Source organism: Bradyrhizobium sp. HKCCYLRH2060 (genome assembly GCF_051168135.1).
Lineage (GTDB): Bacteria > Pseudomonadota > Alphaproteobacteria > Rhizobiales > Xanthobacteraceae > Bradyrhizobium.
In genome coordinates this window covers 120,548-140,866 of record NZ_JBNPUK010000013.1, presented here as the reverse complement: position 1 = coordinate 140,866, position 20,319 = coordinate 120,548, and the positions used below count along the sequence as shown (strand labels likewise).

Here is a 20,319-nt window from a genome sequence, read left to right as displayed (position 1 = left end):
GCGCGTCGGCCGATCCCTTCGACGGTCCAGGGGCGACGAAAAATGGTCCGCGCGTATGTCGTCCGAGCCCCGCGCCGTTCGTCTTGTCATCGAACGGCAGAGGAGGAGACGAATGATCACATCGCACTATCGCTGGGTGATCGTGGCGGCCGGGGGCGTGCTCGGCTGCGTCGCGGTCGGCGGCCTGTTCTCGCTGCCGGTGTTCCTCAAGCCGATGGCCGCCGAGACCGGCTGGTCGGTCGCGGGGATCTCAAGCGCGATGACCATCGGCTTCCTGGCGATGGCCGTCACCAGCATGGGCTGGGGCACGCTGTCCGACCGGATCGGCCCGCGTCCCGTGCTGCTGATCGGATCGGTCCTGCTCGCCGTCAGCCTGCTGCTGGCAAGCCTGACGTCCTCGCTGCTGGCGTTCCAACTGCTGTTCGGACTGATCGCTGGCATCGCGACAGCGGCGATCTTCCCGCCGGTCATGGCGACCGTCACCGGCTGGTTCGACACCCACCGCAGCCTCGCGGTCTCGCTGGTCTCGGCCGGCATGGGTGTCGCGCCGATGACGATGTCGCCGCTCGCGGCCTGGCTCGTGTCCAGCTACGACTGGCGCACCGCGATGCAGTGCATCGCCGCCATCGTCGCCGCCATCATGATCCCGACGTCGCTGCTGGTGGGCCGTCCACCATCGTCAGCGCCCGACGCCGCCCTCGCGTCGGGCCCTACCGACGGTCCGGCCGAGATGACGCGCGCGGCGGCGCTGCGCTCGCCGCAGTTCCTGATCCTGCTCGCCACCAACTTCTTCTGCTGCGCCACCCATTCGGGCCCGATCATCCACACCGTCAGCTACGCCGTCACCTGCGGCATCCCGCTGATGGCGGCGGTGACGATCTACAGCATCGAGGGCCTCGCGGGCCTCGGCGGCCGCATCGCCTTCGGCCTGCTCGGCGACCGCTTCGGCGCCAAGCGTGTGCTCGTTCTCGGCCTGCTGGCGCAGGCGTTCGGTGCGCTCGCCTACGTGGCCGTGCGCGACCTCGCCGCGTTCTATGCCGTCGCGGCGACGTTCGGCTTCCTTTATGCCGGCACCATGCCGCTCTACGCGGCGATCGCGCGCGACAACTTTCCGCAGAGCATCATGGGCACGGTGATCGGCGGCACGGCGATGGCCGGCAGCCTCGGCATGGCGACCGGCCCGCTGGCCGGCGGCCTGATCTACGACAGCTTTGCCAGCTACACCTGGCTCTATGTCGGCTCGTGGGTGATGGGCCTCGGCGCTGTCATGATGATGATGACATTCCGGCCGTTTCCCAAGCCGGCGTCGCAGCTTGGCGCCGTGCCGATGCAGGCGCCGGCCTGACGCTGCTGCATCGCACCTTCACGCGCGCTGTCGGAATCGGACAACAACGCTTGATCCACCGGCAGGAACTGCGATGTCGCAGCCGGGTTGGGCGAGCGTGGGGTTCAACCGGATGGAGATCGGATCCATGAAGAAGACCCAGCTCGCCATTGCCACCCTCGTCGCCGCCACCCTCGCTGCCGTCCCGCTCGCCGCGCAAGCCAAGCATGCCAAGAAGCACAGCGCCGCGACCTCGACGACCTCGTCGCAGACCACCGGCAGCAACATGCGGGCGACCGGCGGCGCGATGAAGTCCAGCCGCGATTCCACCTCGTCGAGCCAGGGCAACGTCGGCCCAGGCACGAACCAGGCGGGGAGCATGGGGAAGTAGGACGGAATCGTCCCTCGGATTCCGCGTCGGAGTGCCCGGTGCCCGGGCTTTCCGGCGCGCGGTGGCACTCCGCAGCAGCGCAGCGATGCAAGACGCCGCTACACCACAGCGCTGCAAGACGACGCGCTCCACGCGAACGGACGGCACGAAACCACGGGAGCGAACAAACCTTGCGAACACCAATCGGCCTCGCCAATCGGGCGATGAGTCCCGATCAGCAAAACCCGATTACTTCGAGGCTTCCTTGATCTTGTGATCCAAATGCCCGGTGCCGTGGTCCCGGCGCAACTGGCTCAGCGACGTCTCGTTGAGCTGAAGCAGCACGTCGCTCAGCTTCGTCGAGTCCGGATAGCCCGCTGCGAACGACTTCCCGTAGATCTTGCGCAGCGTGCCGACCAGCGTATTGCCGTGCTTCCTGCTGATCTCGCCATCCTTGTCCCGATGGCGGCCGTCCAGGCCCGGTTCCTTCATGCGTCTCTCCCCCTGATGCGACTTCTGCGCTTTTGATAGCCTGCGCTCAATCAACGAGATTGGCAACGCTGCAGCGCGACAGACGAAGTCGCGGGCGCCTGTGCGTCGTTGCGGTTGGCCATCTTTTTCAAGGCGTCGGCCGAAATAAAGATTCCACTTGCCGGTTTTCCGAAACCGCAGATTTTATCTGCGCATCCCGCCTCGTGCAGAGGGCGTACGCGTCGTCACGATACGTGGAGGTGGGCTGCGATGGACGTGGATGCTGCGCCAGACGAGCGCGTGCGTCGCGGACGGCGAAGTCGTGGGGTCCCGGCCTCCCGATGCTGAGGTCAAGCCTGCTGTTGATGCGCAAGCGTCACGCGGGCGATGGGGGCAAGAAAGCCCGGTCCCCAAGGAGAGCACGAAGGACACCGTTAAAACCGATCGCGCAGGGAGGGCCGGATCGTCCGGCTGGACCTGTGGTACCTGCCGCCTGCATTTTTTCGCAGGCGGGCCACGGGCCTCAGTCGAGGTCCGGCTCTCCCTGCGCCTCTCGTATGTCGAGGCGCGCCGACCAGCGCATCCCTCGGACTCATCGAGCCGCGAGACTGCGCGCGCACGCCTGAAGCGACCGCAAGTGGCTGTTTGACATCTGGCTGTTTGACATCCGAATGACGTGACGGTGCTTGTCTGCGCCCGTGACAACGTCGAGCAGCGTCGGGCCGAACCCACGGATAGGAGACGCGGTCAGTCGCAGTACGTCTCAAGGAGCTCGACGGAGAGAAACCGGATCGCGCCATAGAGCGGTCGTGTTCATCCGTGAACGAGGACAACGAGAGCTCCACGCCGCCGGCATTTGCAGCAGGATTGGCCCCAGTGATGGAGAACACCACTCGGCAAACGACAATTGCGGAAGGATGTCGAAACAGTATCACGTTGAGGTTGTGTTGAGAAGGCTTGAGTGTACAATCTTGGGGATGCCAGATTTTCGATGGGAGCGACGGGCTTCCCGATAGGTGTGCTGGCTGAGAGAGGGTCGTGCCGGCATGCCTCTCATCGTCTATCCGCATTGCGACATGCACGTCGCGCTGAAGAAGCCCGCGACCAAGGTGCTGCCGTTCCGCGTGTTCGACCAGGACCTGCCGAACGGCTCGACGACCTACACGCTGACCGACGTCACCGCGGACTGCAATTTTCGAATCCTGGCGCCGTACAACCCGGTCGGGTCCCGGCTGACCAGCTTCGTGACGATTGATCCTGCGGCGCGCACCATCACCGGCGACGACGTCGGCATCAATCTCGTGGTGATCGAATACGGCCCCGGCTACGTCGTCGCGCGTATCCAGGTGCACGACGATGTGCTCGGCTGGTGGTTCGGCAACTCCTCGATCACCACGGCGCTGCATCCGACGGTTGCCCACAGCCAGCCGACGCTGTGCGCGCTGTTCAGCGACGATCCGACCGGGACCGATCTCGTCGGCGACATCACCGGGCACGGCTTCGTCACGCTCAGCTCGGCCAGCCCCAGCACCTTCGTGGTGGCAAATACGAACAATGAGGGACGGTTGAGGGGCGTGAGCGAGGGCGCGGCCCAGCTCGACGGCAGCTTCCTCGGCGTCAACCAGAGCCTGCCGGTGAAGGTGGTCGACTACGCCAAGACCCGCGACAACATCTCCACGGTGCGCGCCGGCGACCTCGCCAATGCCTCCGAGATGCACAACATCCTGTTCCTCGCCGAAGGCTTTCGCGCGTCCGAGAAGGACAAGTTCGACAAGATCGTGCAGGAAGCGGCGGACGGTCTGTTCTCGCAGAAGCGCCACGAGCCCTACGGCACGCTCGCGGGCAGCTTCAACGTATTCAAGGCCTTCCAGGCGTCGGAAGAGCAGGCGGTGACCTGCGGCTGGCGCGTCAACGACGAGGAGACCTCGGAGCTCGGCAAGGGCGGACCGATTCCGTGGAGTTACAGCGTTTCGGACGACAAGAGCATCTACGACGTCGACGAGCTCGTGGCCCGCGTCGGCCTGCCGCTCCGCAACGAGACCGCGCCGCCGGCGCAATTGAAGGCGCGGTGGGCGAGCCAGTCGCTGCCCAACTACGACGCCGCGAAGGTCAACGACACCCTGATCGAAGCGTGGAGGAAGCAGAAATCGCTCGGCATTCTGGAGGCACGTGACACCTTCTACGGCCTGATGCTCGGCGTCCGCTGGGGCGACCGGTCGGCGAAGTCCGGGGCCGCTTTGACGATGCCGGCGGCGGATGCGGCGGGCGATGCCAACCTCGCGCCGCTGATCGCCCGCGCCTATCAGTTCTTCAAGCCGGCCAGCCCCACCCGGCACCTTGCCCCGGATCCGCGCCGGCACCCGCCGGAGCTCGCCAGGAACGGCCGCGCGAACATTGCGGCGCCGATCATGGCCTACCTGTCCGGACTGCGACTCGGGCCGTCGCCGCACACCGCGCTCGGCGCCGAGTGGATACCGGACGGCAGCTTCAAGCGCAGCCGCGGCCTGATCGCCATGATCACCAACGAGGACATGATCGGCGGCACCAATTTCAACCAGTCGACCGTGACCGCCAATTCGCTGCAGAGCCTGAAGACGCTCGACTTCGAATATCCGGCGACCAACACGGCGACGAAGAAAGTGATGCGGCGCAAGCCTGCCAGCGACATCGACGCCGACCTCACCGATATTATCGACACGGTTGCGCACGAATTCGGCCATTCCTTCAATCTCGGCGACGAATACGAGACGAGCGCCGAAGACAATGCGACCGCTTCGAGCGAGGACGACAACATCGTCGCGCTCGCCGACATCTTTCAGGATCCGAGCTACGCCGCCAACCACTCCCGTCTGGTCGATCCGTCCAAGGTGAAATGGTTCGAACTTCTCAGGATCGAGCTTTCGGCCAAGCTGACCCAGGCTTCGACCCAGCAGGGTGGCTCGATCGAGGTCAGGATCGACCCGCGCCAGATCCCGCGCTGGGTGCAGGCGAAGGCGGCCGGCCGCCAGGCGTTTCTCCGCCGCATCCAGATCACGGCGATCGGCCAGCAACTGCCGCTCACGTTCATCGATGCCGATTACCTCGTCAGACTCGACATCGGCGACATCGACCAGAACCTCGGCTCGATCCGGCTCGGCGGGCTGGAATTGCCGCCAGCGCCGTTTCCCGTGTTTCCGAAAGGCTCGCTGCTGTTCGTGCCGCGCCGCGACGATGCGGACGCGCTGGTCTATGTGGTGGAAAAGAAGGTGCGCGACTTCATCGCAGGCAACCATCTGCCGCTCAACAAGGATACCGACACCGCTCATGTGAACGACGAGGGCGACGACCCGAAGGACATCCCGGACTTCAAGCCGCCATGCAAGGCGCAGCGGCTGGTCGGCCTGTACGAGGGCGCATACAACTTCACCGGGCTGGTCTATCGGCCGGCCGGCGACTGCAAGATGCGGAACAGCAGCGGCGCTTTCTGCCATGTCTGCAAATGGCTGATCACCAACCGCGTCGATCCCGCTCTGCACGACGTCGTCGACCGTGAATTCTATCCGGAGGCCAAGAAAAATGGCTGAACCGGGCGCCCTCGAAACGATCGTCGCCGAGATCGGCAAGCTGCTGCTGCCGCTGCGGGCGGCGGTGGAGTCGCCGGCCGCGTTCCAGGGCCTGCTGCTCAAGCTGGGCTGGGATTCCGACGTGATTCCGAAGCCGATCGCCGATCTCGCGGTCGACTTGCAGTTGTTGTTCGATCGGCTCCAGGCGCTGGTCGGCGGTGGGCTGTCGCTCGACGGCGAAGTGGCATCCGACGGCGAGATGACGCTGGAGTCCGGGGCGCTCGAAGACGCCTTCAAGGCCATCGAGGCGATCGCCGGCGTCGTGCAGGCGATCGACGACCTCGTCTCGGCGCCCGGCGGTGCATTTTCGGCGACGCTGAACGCCGACAATTTCAAGGGCGAGTTTCCGGGGCAGCTCGTCGGCTATCTCTTCATCACCTATCTGCGCAACCATCATCCGGGCATCGGTTTCGCGCTGCAGGCGCTCGGCGTCATCAGCACCCGCTATACCGCGCCGGCCGGCAACCGCCCGGACTACATCGACTACAGGTTCAGCTTCCCGGACCTGCCGAAGATCGTCTCCGACCCGGTGACACTGTTCGAGAACGCCTTCGGCTGGGGCACCGACAGCTTCGACTTCTCCGGCTTCGCGCGACAGATCGACAGCCTCGCGGCCGGGCTCGGGCTCGACGTCCGGATGGTGGAGGTGCCGGATCGGGTCGCGCGCGCGCTCGAAGGCGGCCCTCCGACCGGGCGTGCCGCGGTGCGCAAGCGGCTCCGCTTGGTGTTCTTCGAGCGGGCGCGCGACGCGGGTCGGCTATCGGCCGAGCTCGGACTGTTCCCGCTGCCGAAGTCCGGGACCAAGAAGCCGGGCTTCGCGCTGCTGCCGTCGTTCAGCGGGCTGCTGTCGGTGCGGATGCAGCTCGGTCCGACGATCGCGGTGACGATCTCGAGCGACCTCGATCTCACCGGCGGTGTCGGCCTGATGGTGCGGCCGGGCAGCGGCATCGACATGGTGACCGGCTTCGCGGGCAGCGGCGCGCCGACGTCGGCCAAGGGCACCGCGCGCGTCGAAGTGGAATACTCCGCCGCCTCCGGCAGCCCGACCATTATCCTCGGCACCGGCGAGGGCACGCGGCTCGAATACCAATCGGTGAGCGGTGCCGGCGGCTTCACGCTGGTGGCGGGCAAGGACGTCGAGGTGTTCGCCGAGGTGGATCTCAAGGGCCTCGCTTTCGTCCTCGACGCGTCCGGCTCGGACGGCTTCATCTCGACCATCCTGTCGGGGATCTCGACGCGGTTCGAGTTCGATCTCGGCCTCGGCGTCGCCTATCCGCGCGGCGTGTATTTCCGCGGCACCTCGCATCTCGAGATCCAGATCCCAGCGCATATCGACCTCGGTCCGATCGAGGTGCAGGGACTGACGCTCGCGGTGACACCGTCGGGTGGCGGCCTCCCTATCGATATCGGCGCGACGCTGAAGGCGGCGCTCGGTCCGCTGGTCGCGGTGGTGGAAAATATCGGGCTGCGGACCGATCTCGCTTTTCCGGGGAGCGGCGGCAATCTCGGCCCGATCGATCTATCCTTCGGCTTCAAGCCACCGAACGGCGTCGGGCTGTCGATCGATGCCGGGGCGGTGACAGGCGGCGGCTATCTCTTCATCGATCCGGACCGCGGCGAATATGCCGGCGCGCTCGAACTGAAGATCCTCGACTTTCTCTCGGTGACGGCAATCGGCGTCATCACCACCAAGATGCCGGACGGGTCAAAGGGCTTTTCCTTCATCGCCATCATCACGGTCGAGTTCAATCCCGGAATGCAGCTCGGCTTCGGCTTCACCCTGCTGGGAGTCGGCGGACTCGTCGGCCTCAACCGCTCGATGGACCTCGACGCGCTGGTCAACGGCGTGCGCGCCGGCTCGCTGGACTCGGTGCTGTTCCCGCACGACGTCGTTGCCAACGCGCACCGGATCATCTCCGACCTCCGCACCTTCTTCCCGCCGGAGCAGGGGACCTTCCTGATCGGCCCGATGGCGAAGTTCGGCTGGGGCACGCCGACGCTGATCAGCCTGTCGCTGGGGATCATCATCGAGATTCCCGGCAACATCGCCATCATCGGCAAGCTGACGGTGGCGATCCCGGACGAGCGGCTGCCGCTCATCATCATCCAGGTCGCCTTCATGGGCGCGATCGAATTCGACAAGAAGCGCGGCTGGTTCTTCGCCATCCTGTACGAATCGCGCGTGATCTTCATGCCGCTCGACGGCGGCATGGGCGTGCTCGCGTCATTCGGCGGCGACGCCACTTTCATCGTCTCCGTCGGCGGCTTCCACCCGGCCTACAATCCACCGCCGCTGCCGTTCCCGCCGATCCCCCGGATCGCGATCAACATCCTCAACACGCCGGTGGCCCGCATCCGGGTCGACGCCTATTTCGCGGTGACGTCGAACACCGTGCAGTTCGGCGCACATGCGGAGCTTTATTTCGGCATCTCGATCGCCAGCATCGAGGGCCATCTCGCCTTCGACGCGCTGTTCCAGTTCTCGCCGTTCTATTTCATCATCACGATCTCTGCCTCGCTGTCGGTGAAGCTGTTCGGCGCGGGGCTGTTCAGTATCCGCTTCCGCGGCTCGCTCGAGGGCACATCGCCCTGGCACGTCGAGGGCACCGGGAGCATCTCGCTGCTGTTCTGGGACGTCGACGTCGACTTCTCCCACACCTGGGGCGACAAGGAGGACACCAGCCTGCCGCCGGTCTCCGTGCTGCCCCTGCTGGTGGCGGAATACTCGAAGGCGGAGAATTGGACTGCCGCGCTGCAGAACAGCAGCAGGCTGTTGGTGACGCTCAAGACCGTGGACGCGGGCTCCGACCTTGTGCTGCATCCGGTCGGCTCGCTCAAGATCACCCAGCGTGCGATTCCGCTCGGCATCACCCTCGACAAGATCGGCGCGCAGCGCCCGGACGACGCCAATTACTTCGCGGTCGCGGCCGCGACGTCGGGCATCGAGAAGCGCGCCACCATCCGGGAGTCGTTCGCGATCGCCCAGTTCAAGGACCTCAAGGACGGCGAGAAGCTCAGCGCTTCCGACTACGAGGCCGAGGAGGCGGGGCTGGAGCTGTCGGTCACTGGCAACCAGGCCAAGACCAGCTATGTCACCAAGCGCATCGCCCGCTACGAAGAGATCATCGTCGACAACAATTTCAAGCGCGCACGCCGGCGCTTCGTCACGCTCATCTCCGGGCTGTTCACGCACTTCCTGGCCAACAACGCCGTGGCGCGGTCGGAGATCTCGGCGAAGTCGCGCGATCTGAAGCACGGATTCGACGACAAGATCGCGGTCGATCAGGCGTCCTATGTGGTGGTGAGCCTGGTCGACAATTCGCCGATCGCCGGCGCGCCTGCGTCGTTCCAATCGCGCGCCAGCGCCGGTGAATTCATGGCGGCCGAGACGCGGCGCAATCCGAGCTTCGCCAGCGAGGCCCATATCGTGCGCCCGCACGAGATGAAGCGCGCGGCGTAGCGGAGGCACGATGATGGCGGGCGGTCCGGCGAGGCGGCGGGGAGGGGCGGGATGAGCGACACGATCGGCACCTATTCCTTCCTGCCCTGGCTGCGGCTCGGCGTGGCGAACAACATCACCGCAGCCGACAACGACAACGCGGTGGCGCTGCGCGCGACGATCAAGGTCGACTTGTCGCTGGCCGGGCGGCCGGTCCAGGGCGACACGGATCTGACGGCGACGATTTCGCGCGACGTCGCGCTCTATGGTCCCGGCGACATCGTCGGCATCGATCCGAAGGCGGTGGTGAAGGTGGAGCCGCGCGACTGGATCACCAATTTCGAGCCGAACTACCTGCCCTTCGTTGAGTTCTATGACGAGGATTTTCCGTGGCGCTACACGCCGGCGGCGCCGGACGAGTCGCGCCACCGGCTGCGCCCGTGGCTCGCACTGTTGGTGCTCGAGGTGGAGGAGTTCAAGGAAGTCGCGGTGTCGTCGGCGCGGCCGCTGCCGGCGATCGAGGTGACGGGCGATCCGGCCTCGGTGTTTCCGCCCGCCGACCAGCTTTGGGCCTGGGCGCACGTCCACGTCAATCGCGACCTGATCCAGCAGGACGGCGTGGTGGAATCGACCAATGCCGACCAGGCGAGGGCGCGACTGGAGAGCCTGCTGGCCAGCAATCCGGACTACGCCTATTCGCGCGTCCTGTCGCCGCGTCAGTTGAAGCCGAATACGTCCTACCATGCGTTCGTGGTGCCGACCTTCGAGAGCGGCCGTCTCGCCGGCCTCGGAATCGCGCCGGTGGCGAATCCCGCGCTCTTCGCGACCCTGTCGGCCTGGGCGGACTATACCGACCGGCCGTTCCCGACGCTGCATCCGGTGTACAAGCGGTGGTACTTCAAGACTGGGACGGTGGGCGATTTCGAGTACCTCGTCCGCCTGCTGAAGCCGCGTCCGCCGGACTCGCGGCTCGGCCGCCGCGACATGGACACGCAGACGCCGGGTTCCGGGATGCCGCCCATCGCGGTCGCCGGGCTTCACGGGGTGCTGCGGCTCGGCGGCGCGCTCAAGGTGCCGGACGAGGCGCTGACCGGTGCGCAGGAGGCAGAAGCTGCGGCCTATGAGGGCTGGGATGAACCCTATGCGCACGAATTCGAGAAGGCGCTGGCGGGCTTCGTCAACCTGACCGACGACTATGCCCGCGAAGGCGCGCCCGACCCGGTGATCACGCCGCCGCTGTACGGCCGCTGGCACGCGCTCACCGAACGGCTGCTTGAGGAGGCCGACGGCAGCGACGCGCCGCAGCCGCGCAACTGGGTGCACGAGCTCAATCTGGACCCGCGGTTTCGCGTTCCCGCCGCGTTCGGCACGGAAGTCGTGCAGAAGAACCAGGAGGCCTATATGGACGCCGCCTGGGACCAGGTCGGCGACATCCTCGCGGCGAACCGGCGGATCAGGCTGGCGCAATTCGCCAAGGCGGCGGCCGCGATCTGGCATGCGCGCCATCTCGGGCCGCTGAAAGATCTCAGCGCGGAGCGCGGGCTCACGATGATGGCGCCGGTGCAGCGCCGGGTGATCGCCGACGGCTTCACGCTGCGCCATCGGCTCAAGGAAAGCACGGTGCCCCGCGCGGCGCTGTCTGCGCCGTTCCGGCGCGCGCTCCGGCCGCGCGACCAGGTCGCGGCGACGCTCGGCTTCGACTCGCCGAAAGGCGCCGAAGAGCTGCTGGAGAAGATCAATCGCGGCGAGGTCAGCGCGGCGCCGCCGCGGGTCACCCCGGAAGCCTTGCCGGCGGTGGAGGATGTCGCCGCGGAACTTCAGCCGAAGTCGCTGCCCGCGGAGCTGACCGACTGGCTCGCCAAGCACCGCTGGGCGAAGTGGGTATTGCTGGTCGTTCTGCTGCTGCTCGCCGTGCTGCTGCTGGCCGTCGCCATTCCGTTCGCGATCGTGGTCGCGGCAGCGGCGCTGGCGCTGTTCGGATGGCTGGTGCGGCTGGAGAAGCAGTCTGGCATCGCGACCGGCGTGTTGCCGCAAGGGGCTTCGCCCGAGGTCATCGACGCGCTGCCGGGTTTTCCGTCTTTCACCATCCGCGATCCTGATCCCGCCGCGCCGGAGCCTGTCGGCGGCGCTTCGTCCGCCGACAGCCCGGAGGCGGCGCGCTTCAAACTGGCCCTCAAGGACCTCAACCGGCTGCTCACAGTCAGCGCCGATCTCGGCAAGCCGCCGTTGCGCAAGCCGATCGACATCGCCGCGCTCGGAGCGTCGACCTTCGCTGCGATTGATCCCGACAAGACGGTGCCCGCCTTCACCTTCTCCTCGATCACCATTCCGCCGCGAGTGCTGGCCATCAACGGGATCGCGACGCTGCTGCAGCCGGAAGTGTTCAAGCCGGTGATGGCATATCCGGAAATCGACCTGCCGATGTACAAGCCGCTTCTCGGCCTGTCCGACGAGCACTTCCTGCCGAACATCGACAAGATTCCGCAGAACACGATCACGCTGCTCGAGACCAATCAGCGTTTCATCGAGGCCTACATGGTCGGCCTCAACCATGAATTCGCCCGCGAGCTGCTGTGGCGCGAATATCCCACTGACCAGCGCGGCAGCTGCTTCCGCCAGTTCTGGGACCCGAGCGGCGTGATCGACCGGAAGGGCCTGTCGAAGGACGAGCTGCGCGAAAAGCTCCGCGATATTCCGCCGCTCCACACCTGGTCGCTGTTCTCCAAGCTCGGCGATCACGACCATCGCGAGAAGCCGGGCGAGAACGAGGAGGAAGTCGTCCTCGTCATCCGCGGCGAGCTGCTGAAGAAATATCCGACCGCGGTGATCTACGCCCAGAAGGCGCGCTGGCAGCGCGACGACGGCGGCGCGATCAATCCCCGCGTCGAGCGGGTGCTGGAGACCGACGGTCCGGTGGAGGATCGCCTGCGCACACCGCTCTACGAAGCCAAGGTCGATCCCGACATCACCTTCATCGGCTTCGACCTGACCTCGAAGGAGGCGAAGGGGGGCAGCGGCCGCGGCAATTCGACGGCGCCGGGCTGGTTCTTCGTCATCAAGGAGCGGCCCGGCGAGCCGCGCTTCGGCCTCGATATTTCTCGCGATGGGCCGCTCAACGTCTGGAACGACCTCGCCTGGCCCGACGTGCTGTCCGACGCCGACAAGGGCTTCCTGCAGATCAGGCCGGGCGGGCCGACCCTCACCCTGGACGATCCGGTGGCTCCGGAGCTGCAGGAGAAGAAACAACAATACGATGAGGACAAGGCGCTCCGCTGGCATCCGGACAGCAACTCCGCGGAGCTCGCCTACATCCTCTACCAGGTTCCCGTGCTGGTCGCGGTGCACGGCAGCGAGATGCTGCCGAACTGATCGCGCAGCGGACACGACAGGGGGCGGCTGAAGCGAAATGTCCGAGTTCGATGATATCCGCAAGGAGCTGGAAGCGTCGCGCGCCGCGGCCGATGCGACGTCGCGCGAAATCGGCCGGCTTCGCCACACCCGCGCGCGGCTGATCCGCGACCGCGCACGGGCCGAGCGCGTCAGCAAGGGCGCCGACGATCCGGCGCTGGCGGCGATCGACAAGGAGATCAAGGCGGCGGCCTCCGAGATCGAGCGGCTGGGCGGTGCGCTGAGGGCGGCGAAGGACGAAGTGGTCCGCAATATCGGGCTGTTCGCGAACTTCACCGATCCCCGCCGCAACATCGGCCTGCTGTCCGATCAGACGCCGATCCTGCTGATGCCGCTGCGAATCGAAACGCGCTTCAAGCAGGCGGCGGAATTCGGCGGCGACCGCGACGAGCTGTGGGTCCGGGTCTATCCGGACGACATCGCCGTCGACAGCTTCGAGGAGGCGTTGTCGGAAGACGAAGTGAAGCGCGCCCAGGCCTATTGGGCCGACGTCTGGCGGGCGAACCACGACCCCGCCGGGGAGCGGGCCGCCTGGCGAACGCTGCTGAGCGGACAGGGCTCGGGGCGGTCCTACTACGTGATCCAGACTCATCGCCCGCTCAACGAGGTGGCGCGACCGGCCAAAGTGGAAGGCGTGCCGACCGTGATCCTGACGGTGGTGACCAGCGCGCCGCTCGTCGATCCCGAGCGAGGTGCGGTCAGCACGTTCTGGACGGCACTGTGGCGCGCGGGCACCGATGCGGCCGCGCAGGCGGACGCGATCGCCGCGCTCGACAGCGCGCTCGGCGCCGAGCGCGCCGCGGCGGTCCGTGAGGCGTACCGGCCGCGGAATCTCGCCGACGCGCCGCCCGAAGGCGCGGACCGCGCGACCACCACGGTCATCGCCGCGTATCTGGAGTTTCCCGCCACGGACGCCACGCCGATGCGCGAGACCGGCTGGTCGCAGCCGGCGACCGCCCGGACCTTGCCTGATCGCCTCGTCCTGCTCGGCTACAACAACGGAACGCTCGAGCTCGAGCAACTTGGAAAACCGATTCCGTCGCCGCTGCCGGTCACGCCGTCGCCGACCGGAACGGACGACGCATCGGTCGCGGGCGACGGCGACGACATCACGTTCGGTCCGGAGCTCGAATGGGTGCGCAACTTCGACCGTGCCGTCGAGATCGGCATGGGACTCCGGGTGCCGCTAACGCCGGCCGCCTTCCGCCGTGGCTTCGATCAGTTGATGGTGCTCGGTGTGCGGCTCGGGGCCGATGCGGACGCCGGCCGGGTCGCGCTGGAGCAGTTGTTCGTCCATCATCATCAGTCGAAGGCGGGGTTCTCGATCCTGCCGCAGGGCCAGCCGACCAACAACGTCGAGGGCGAGGGCGCCGCCTACAGCTGGCGCGAGGATTCCGACGTCAGCTTCGATCACTACTTCGGCACTCCGCCCCTGGACCCCGACGGATGGTTCGAGCGGACAGACGGACGCTGCCTCGCCGCCACGCTCGGTCTCGATCCGGCCGCGCTGGCGGCGATCCCCTTCTACCATCGCCACGACGTCAACGACGCCCGCGCCATGAACACGGCGCTGTGGCCGGCTACGCTCGGCTACTTCATGGAGAGCATGCTTCATCCGATCTTCGACGATTCGACGGTTGAGCGGACCCGCGACTTCTTCGTCCGGCACGTGTCGGCGCGCGGGCCGATGCCTACGATCCGCGTCCGTCGTCAGCCCTACGGCATCCTGCCGGCGACGCCGCGCTCGCGCATCCAATGGATCTTCGCCGGGTCGAACGTCGCGGTCGGGGCCGCGCACGCACCGGACGATCCGGAATTGCGGTTCCTGATGCGGTTGTATCAACTGCTGCGCAAGGTCGAGGCCGATCTGGAGCCGCTGATGTCGCGGGTGTCCTACATCGGCAAGCCGGGCGGCGACCGTCATCAGATATTGCTCGATGTCCTCGGCCTGCACGCCGGATCGGTAGAATTCCAGCAGCGCTTCGCCGAAAGCTTCAAGGAACTGTACAACCGCCTCGCGATGCAGGGGGCGGGCGGCGCCTTGGTCGCGCTCCTGCTCGCCGCAGGCTATGTCGGAAGCGGGCTCGATCTGCTGAAGCAGCTCGGTTACACGCCGCCCGAGGGAATCGAGGTGCCGGACATCCTTGAGAAACTCTTTCTCAAGGCGCCCAACCAGCTCAAGGGCCCGCTGATCGACGACCGTCCGTTGTCGGAGACCGAGCAGATCCGCGCCTACACCGCGGGCGGCGACAACTACATCGGCTGGCTGATCAAGGCTGCGGCGACCTCCCACGACGCGCTGCGGCTGCAGCAGGGCTTCACCCAGCGCCCGAATGCGCTGCTGTATCTCATGCTGCATCACGCGCTCGACCTGAGCTTCGTCGAGACCAGCATCCGTCTGTTCTTCAATGCCGGGCTGATCGGCGAGACCGAGCTGAAGGCGGCGCGGCGCGAGCCGAAGTTCTTCCAGGTCGAGGAGGCGAGCCTCGCCGTGCCGGCTGCGGCCGGCGGCAGCCGCTGGCGCTACCTCCACCGCAGCGACGCCGCCGTCACCGGAACGGGACTGAGGACGGTCGGCGAGTTCATCCCGACGGTGCTGACCTCGATGGTCGCTACCGCGTATCTCAAGCGCCAGCTCGATGCGCTCGAACGGCTGAAGAGGTCGCCGACGGCGGTGCTGGAACGGGTGTTCGCCGAGCATCTCGACCTCTGCACCTACCGGTTCGACGCCTGGTACGGCGGCATCATGAGCCGCCAACTGGAGCGGATGCGCTATCCGAACGGTGCCGGCCGGGGGACCGCCCAGCCGGGCGCACCGGCCGGCGAGGCGAAGAGGGGAATCTATCTCGGCGCCTATGGCTGGCTCGAGAACGTCAAGCCGGAGTTCAAGAAGCTGACGGCCGTCGAACTGCCGGCAAACCTCGCGGCGATCTTTGCCGATCCCGACGCGCCGCCGCTGATGCGCGACCGCAGCAACCAGGGCTACATCCACGCGCCGTCGCTGAACCAAGCGGTGACCGCCGCGGTGCTGCGCAACGGCTATCTGTCCAACGCCACGCCCGACAATCCGGGCAGCCTCGCTGTCAATCTCAGCTCGGAACGGGTCCGCATCGCGCTATCGATCATCGAGGGAATGAAGGGCGAGCAGAGCCTCGGCGCGTTGCTCGGCTACCAGTTCGAGCGCGGCCTGCACGACCGCCACGACGTCGAAGTGGACGGGTTCATCTACGACCTCCGCAAGGTGTTCCCGCTGGTCGGCGACCGGCTGACTCCGACGCGTACCGGTCGGCTCGACGCGTTCGGTCGGCGGCTGCGGATCGACCGGGTGGAGGCGCGCAACGTCATCGACGGCCTGGCCTTGGTCGAGCACATCAAGACCAGCGGCGTGAGCAGCTATCCGTTCGGCCACGATGCCGACCTGCCGGCGGCGAGCCCGCAGCAGGCAGCCGCGATCACCGCCGAGGCCGCGCGGATTGCCGACATCGCCGACGCGGTCGCCGACCTCGCGATGGCAGAGAGCGTGCATCAGGTGGTGCAGGGCAACTACGACCGTGCCGGCGCCGTGCTCGACACCTACTCCAAGGGAAAATTCCCGGCGACCCCCGACGTGGTGCGTACGCCGCGGTCGGGGGTGACGCTGACCCACCGGGTGGCGCTGCATCTCAAGGCCGGGCTCGACCCGAACGACGGCGCGCTGACATCGCCGCGGGCGAAGGCGGAGCCTGCGCTCAACGCCTGGCTCGCGGGCATTCTGCCGCCGCCGGCAGCGGTCGCCTGCTCGGTGACGGTCACCGACCCGCTCGATCTTTCCGCCGTCAACTACAACGTGACGCAGGCCGATCTCGGCCTGCTGCCGATCGACCTGCTGTATCTGCTCGATCCGGACAACGATCCAGCCGCCAAGGCGCTCGATGATCTGATCGAAGCGCATGTGATCGCCGCTCATACGCCGCGCCCGGACGCCATGCTGACGATCGCCTACCGCGAGAGGATCGCGGCGATCGCCGGGCATGTGCCGCTGTTCGAGCTGTCGGCGTTGATGCGGCATCTCAGAAGCCTGCTGCTGCGCTCGCGTCCGCTCAAGGCGAGCGACATGGCGATGGCCGGCGAGGCGAACGAGGCGGTCGATCTCGACGCGGCGCTCGCACGCGAGCGGGCGACGCTGCCGCGCGTCCTGCTCGTCGGGGGGCTTGCGGATCTCGACACCTTCCGTACGGCGCTGCAGGCCCGCCTGGACGCCAAGCAGGTGGCGCAGATCGCCACGGAGATCGAGCTGACGATCACCGGCTTCGTGTCGGTGATGCAGGGTCTCGGTCCGTTCGCGCCGTTGCAGACCGGTACCGGTGCCGTCTACGCCGACCGGCGGCGGATCTTCTCCCAGTTGCATGCCGCACTCGCCGGCTACATCGCTCGATGGACCCGGCAACTCGCCGAGTTCGACGCACGCATGGCCGCTTACGACGCTGATCCGGGCGCGCCGGACGCGGCGAAGTTCCTGGCGCTGCGGGTGGCCGAAAAGCTGATCGCGACCACGGCGACCGACCCTCTACCGGCGCAACCGGACGATTTCCGCGACGATCTCATGAGCGGCAAGCGCGCCGCTTTCGTCGGACAGCGCGCCGCTCTGATCACGCTTTACGACAATGCGTCCGACCTCGCCGCCCTGCACGACGGCATCGAAGCCTCGAAGGCTGCGAACGCCGCGTTCGACGCCGCGGTGATCGACATCGAAGCCCAGCGCGCGGCGATCGTCGCCCTCGCAGAGGACATGGCGAAGCGCACCGCCGCGCTCGCGCTCGAGCTGACGACGCGGCTGCCGGCGATCCAGGCCCGGCTCGATCAATACGATGCCGCGGCGGAGGCGAAGAACAAGATCGAGGCGTTGACCGCGGCGGCGAAGCTGCTGTTCGGCGACGATTTCAAGATCGTGCCGGATTTCGGCCTGCCAGCGGCGCTGGCCGGTGAATGGAGCAACGCCTGGGGCGCGGGCGCGCAGGCGGACGAGACCATTCTCGGGTTCGTCAAGACGACGATCGGACGCCGCTTTCCGCTCGACGACTGGTTCACGGGTGTCGCGCGGGTGCGGTCGAAGCTGCACGATCTGGAAGCCTCGCAGCATCTCGCCGAGGCGTTCACGGGGGCGGGCGTCGCGCTGCAGGCGCTGCAATTTCCGCATCGCCCCGAGTTGCCGTGGCTCGGACTCGAATTCCCGGAGACCGATGCCGACGGAAAGCCGTTCGTGATCGATGAGGACAAGCTGCTCTATACCGCGCATTTCGCCGAAAGCTTCGATCCGGCGCGGCGGCAACTCGGGCTGTTGCTCGACGAGTGGACCGAAGTGATCCCGCGCCCGACCGAGGATACCGGGCTGGCGTTCCACTTCGACCGGCCAAACGCCGAACCGCCGCAGACCCTGCTGCTGGCGCTGCCGCCGAAATTTGTCGGCGCGTGGCAGTGGCAGGATCTCGTCGACACGGTGCGCGAGACGATGGACCTCGCCAAGAAGCGCGCGATCGAGCCCGACCACGTCGACACCACCGCCTATGCCCGCTTCCTGCCGGCGCTGGTGTCCGCCGTGACCTTCCATCCGATCACGGCCTCGCTCAACCTCGCCTTCAACAACAACCTCGCCGCGGTGCTGGCCGAGACGGAGACGGGCAATGGCTGACCATGTCGCGGTTCAGAACCTCTCCGCCGTGTTCTCCGGCAAGGTGAAGCTGCCCACCATCACGTTGTGGAACAGGCTCGAGGGCCGCCCACGCACGCACGATTTCGACCGCGCGCTCAAGGCCGAGGTTCGTGATCCGCTGTGGCTGCTGACGAAGCAGTGGCAGATGGGCGAGTTTCAGGGCGACGACGCCGGCTCGCCGGTCGTCGCCAAGGTGCACATCGAGACCACCGAACTGACGAAATACCGCGCGGCCGGCAATCCGCCCGAAGCGTTCGCCGACGACGTGCCGCTCGAAGCCAAGGTCGAGCGGCGGCCGATCCCGTTCCGTCTCGCCGGCCAGAAGATGGCGTTCGATCTCCGCATCGCCCTGGGCCGACGCTGGCTGAAGCTCGTCGCCGGCATCGAGCCGGGGCTTGCCCAGCAATTCATCGCGGCGCTGCCGCTCGCCATGCCAGATCCGGCGCTCAAGGCCGATGCGCCGGTCGCCGCCCATCGCGAAGCCTGGCAGACGATGGCGGCGCTCGCCGGCAGGTCCATGGACGGCTACGACCTCGTCGAGCATCTGATGGCCGCGCCCGGCAATCACGCGCACGACCTCGTCGCGCTCGGCAACCCGGCCAGCACTGCTGCGATCGAGACGGCGGAGGCCGAATTCCTGGCGTGGTACCGGGAGGCGTTCTACCAGCCCGCCGCGGGTGCGGCCGATGCCTGGCTGCCCGATCGCCTCGAATACGCCTTTGCAGCGTCGGCGCCCAAGGCGGGCGGCGAGAAGCTCGTGGTCGCCGACGAATACTTCCAGGGGCATCTCGACTGGTACAATTTCGACGTCGACGCCTCCGGCGCAGGGCTCGGTGACCTGGCGGACGCGCCGCCGCCGGCCGCCGTCGAGACGACCTTCACGGCGTCGTTCATCCCGGCGCCGATCCAGTTCGACGGCATGCCGAACACGCGCTGGTGGACCTTCGAGGAGGGACGAACGAATTTCGGCGACATCGATCCGGAGACGACGGACGTCAACAAGCTGCTGCTGATCGAATTCGGCCTCGTCTACGCCAACGATTGGTTCCTGATGCCGTTCACGGTGCCGGCCGGGGCGATCACCAGGGTCGCCGGCATGAGCGTGACCAACGTCTTCGGAGAGCGGATCTGGGTCGAAGCCGCGGGCAAGGGCGCGGATGAAGATTGGCAACGCTGGTCGATGTTTACGCTGGCGACGAAGGGGAGCGACGACATTCCCGCCGATCTCAGCCTGTTCGTCGTGCCCAGCGTGCCGAAGATCCAGGAGGGCGAGCCGCTGGAATCCGTGGAACTGTTCCGCGACGAGATGGCCAACATGGTGTGGGGCGTCGAGTCGCGGGTGATGTTGGCTTCGGGCGACAGCAAGAGCGGACGCAGCGCTGCGCTCGACACCCGCCGCTATTTCCGTCGCCTAGTGGAGGAGAGCCTGCCGCCGGCCCCACTACCTGCGCCGCCGATCGAGAACGACGCCGCGATCCGCTATCGGCTGATGAGCGAGATGCCGGAGAACTGGATCCCGTTCATCCCAGTGCACATCGACAACGACAGCCGCGAGATTCAGCTGCGTCGCGCCGCGCTGCTGCGGGTCATCGACCGCGACCCGGATCCGCCGGTGCGCGTCGAACCTCGCACCGATCTGCTGCGCCACGGTCTCGACCTCCCGCAGCAGCAGGGCTACAATCTCCATGAGGAGGAGGTGCCGCGCGCGGGCATTCGTGTCACCCAGAGCTTCCAGCGCACGCGCTGGTACAACGGCCGCACTTTCGTCTGGCTCGGCATCCGCAAGGAGACCGATCGCGGCGAGCGGTCGAGCAAGCTCGCTTTCGACACGATCCTTCCGAAGCGGAAGGCATGAACGCATGAAACGTCACCGTCGAATCTGGCGTGGCGCGGCCGCCGGCGGTGGAGGGTTGAACGGGCGCGGGTCATTCCCAAGTCGGTCGTTTCTCGCGCGACGGCAGACGCTCGGTGCCCCAAGACTACGTAGTGGCCGGCGAGTCTGACTATCCGAAGGCC

At 66.9% G+C, this 20,319-nt stretch carries 8 protein-coding genes; 7 read left to right on the top strand and 1 reads right to left on the bottom strand.

From position 1 onward, the window contains the following. Window positions 1–112: 112 nt before the first annotated feature. Entirely contained in the window at window positions 113–1,345 is a 1,233-nt protein-coding gene (locus ACQR10_RS24150; protein WP_316218028.1) for an MFS transporter, read from the top strand. A 127-nt stretch (window positions 1,346–1,472) separates the two neighbouring features. Further along, the gene (locus tag ACQR10_RS24145) at window positions 1,473–1,715 is read left to right on the top strand and encodes a hypothetical protein (RefSeq protein ID WP_315804588.1); all 243 of its coding nucleotides are present in this window, start codon (window positions 1,473–1,475) and stop codon (window positions 1,713–1,715) included. A gap of 228 nt (window positions 1,716–1,943) precedes the next feature. Here the strand turns inward: ACQR10_RS24145 and ACQR10_RS24140 are convergent, their stop codons facing one another. Next, window positions 1,944–2,186, bottom strand: a complete 243-nt coding sequence (locus ACQR10_RS24140; RefSeq protein WP_315804587.1) for a hypothetical protein — start codon at window positions 2,184–2,186, stop codon at window positions 1,944–1,946. A 1,025-nt stretch (window positions 2,187–3,211) separates the two neighbouring features. Between ACQR10_RS24140 and ACQR10_RS24135 the strand changes: the two genes are divergently transcribed. The 5 genes from ACQR10_RS24135 to ACQR10_RS24115 are packed head-to-tail and all read left to right on the top strand — an operon-like array spanning window position 3,212 to window position 20,158. Next, window positions 3,212–5,728, top strand: a complete 2,517-nt coding sequence (locus tag ACQR10_RS24135) for a M64 family metallopeptidase (protein WP_316218027.1) — start codon at window positions 3,212–3,214, stop codon at window positions 5,726–5,728. Next, window positions 5,721–9,227, top strand: a complete 3,507-nt coding sequence (locus ACQR10_RS24130; protein WP_316218026.1) for a DUF6603 domain-containing protein — start codon at window positions 5,721–5,723, stop codon at window positions 9,225–9,227. Before ACQR10_RS24135 ends, ACQR10_RS24130 begins: the two co-directional genes overlap by 8 nt. A gap of 51 nt (window positions 9,228–9,278) precedes the next feature. Next, window positions 9,279–12,575, top strand: a complete 3,297-nt coding sequence (locus ACQR10_RS24125; protein WP_316218025.1) for a hypothetical protein — start codon at window positions 9,279–9,281, stop codon at window positions 12,573–12,575. A gap of 37 nt (window positions 12,576–12,612) precedes the next feature. After that, window positions 12,613–18,282, top strand: a complete 5,670-nt coding sequence (locus ACQR10_RS24120) for a hypothetical protein (RefSeq protein ID WP_316218024.1) — start codon at window positions 12,613–12,615, stop codon at window positions 18,280–18,282. Further along, on the top strand, window positions 18,275–20,158 hold the full coding sequence (locus ACQR10_RS24115; RefSeq protein ID WP_316218023.1) for a hypothetical protein: 1,884 nt from the start codon (window positions 18,275–18,277) through the stop codon (window positions 20,156–20,158). The genes ACQR10_RS24120 and ACQR10_RS24115 overlap by 8 nt, the downstream gene beginning before the upstream one ends. Window positions 20,159–20,319 lie beyond the last annotated feature (161 nt).

Bases quoted from the DNA above. Each gene is read 5' to 3' on its own strand.
- ACQR10_RS24120 (WP_316218024.1), top strand. From the start codon at position 12,613: ATGTCCGAGTTCGATGATATCCGCAAGGAGCTGGAAGCGTCGCGCGCC.
- ACQR10_RS24115 (WP_316218023.1), top strand. From the start codon at position 18,275: ATGGCTGACCATGTCGCGGTTCAGAACCTCTCCGCCGTGTTCTCCGGC.
- ACQR10_RS24150 (WP_316218028.1), top strand. From the start codon at position 113: ATGATCACATCGCACTATCGCTGGGTGATCGTGGCGGCCGGGGGCGTG.
- ACQR10_RS24135 (WP_316218027.1), top strand. From the start codon at position 3,212: ATGCCTCTCATCGTCTATCCGCATTGCGACATGCACGTCGCGCTGAAG.
- ACQR10_RS24145 (WP_315804588.1), top strand. From the start codon at position 1,473: ATGAAGAAGACCCAGCTCGCCATTGCCACCCTCGTCGCCGCCACCCTC.
- ACQR10_RS24125 (WP_316218025.1), top strand. From the start codon at position 9,279: ATGAGCGACACGATCGGCACCTATTCCTTCCTGCCCTGGCTGCGGCTC.
- ACQR10_RS24140 (WP_315804587.1), bottom strand. From the start codon at position 2,186: ATGAAGGAACCGGGCCTGGACGGCCGCCATCGGGACAAGGATGGCGAG.
- ACQR10_RS24130 (WP_316218026.1), top strand. From the start codon at position 5,721: ATGGCTGAACCGGGCGCCCTCGAAACGATCGTCGCCGAGATCGGCAAG.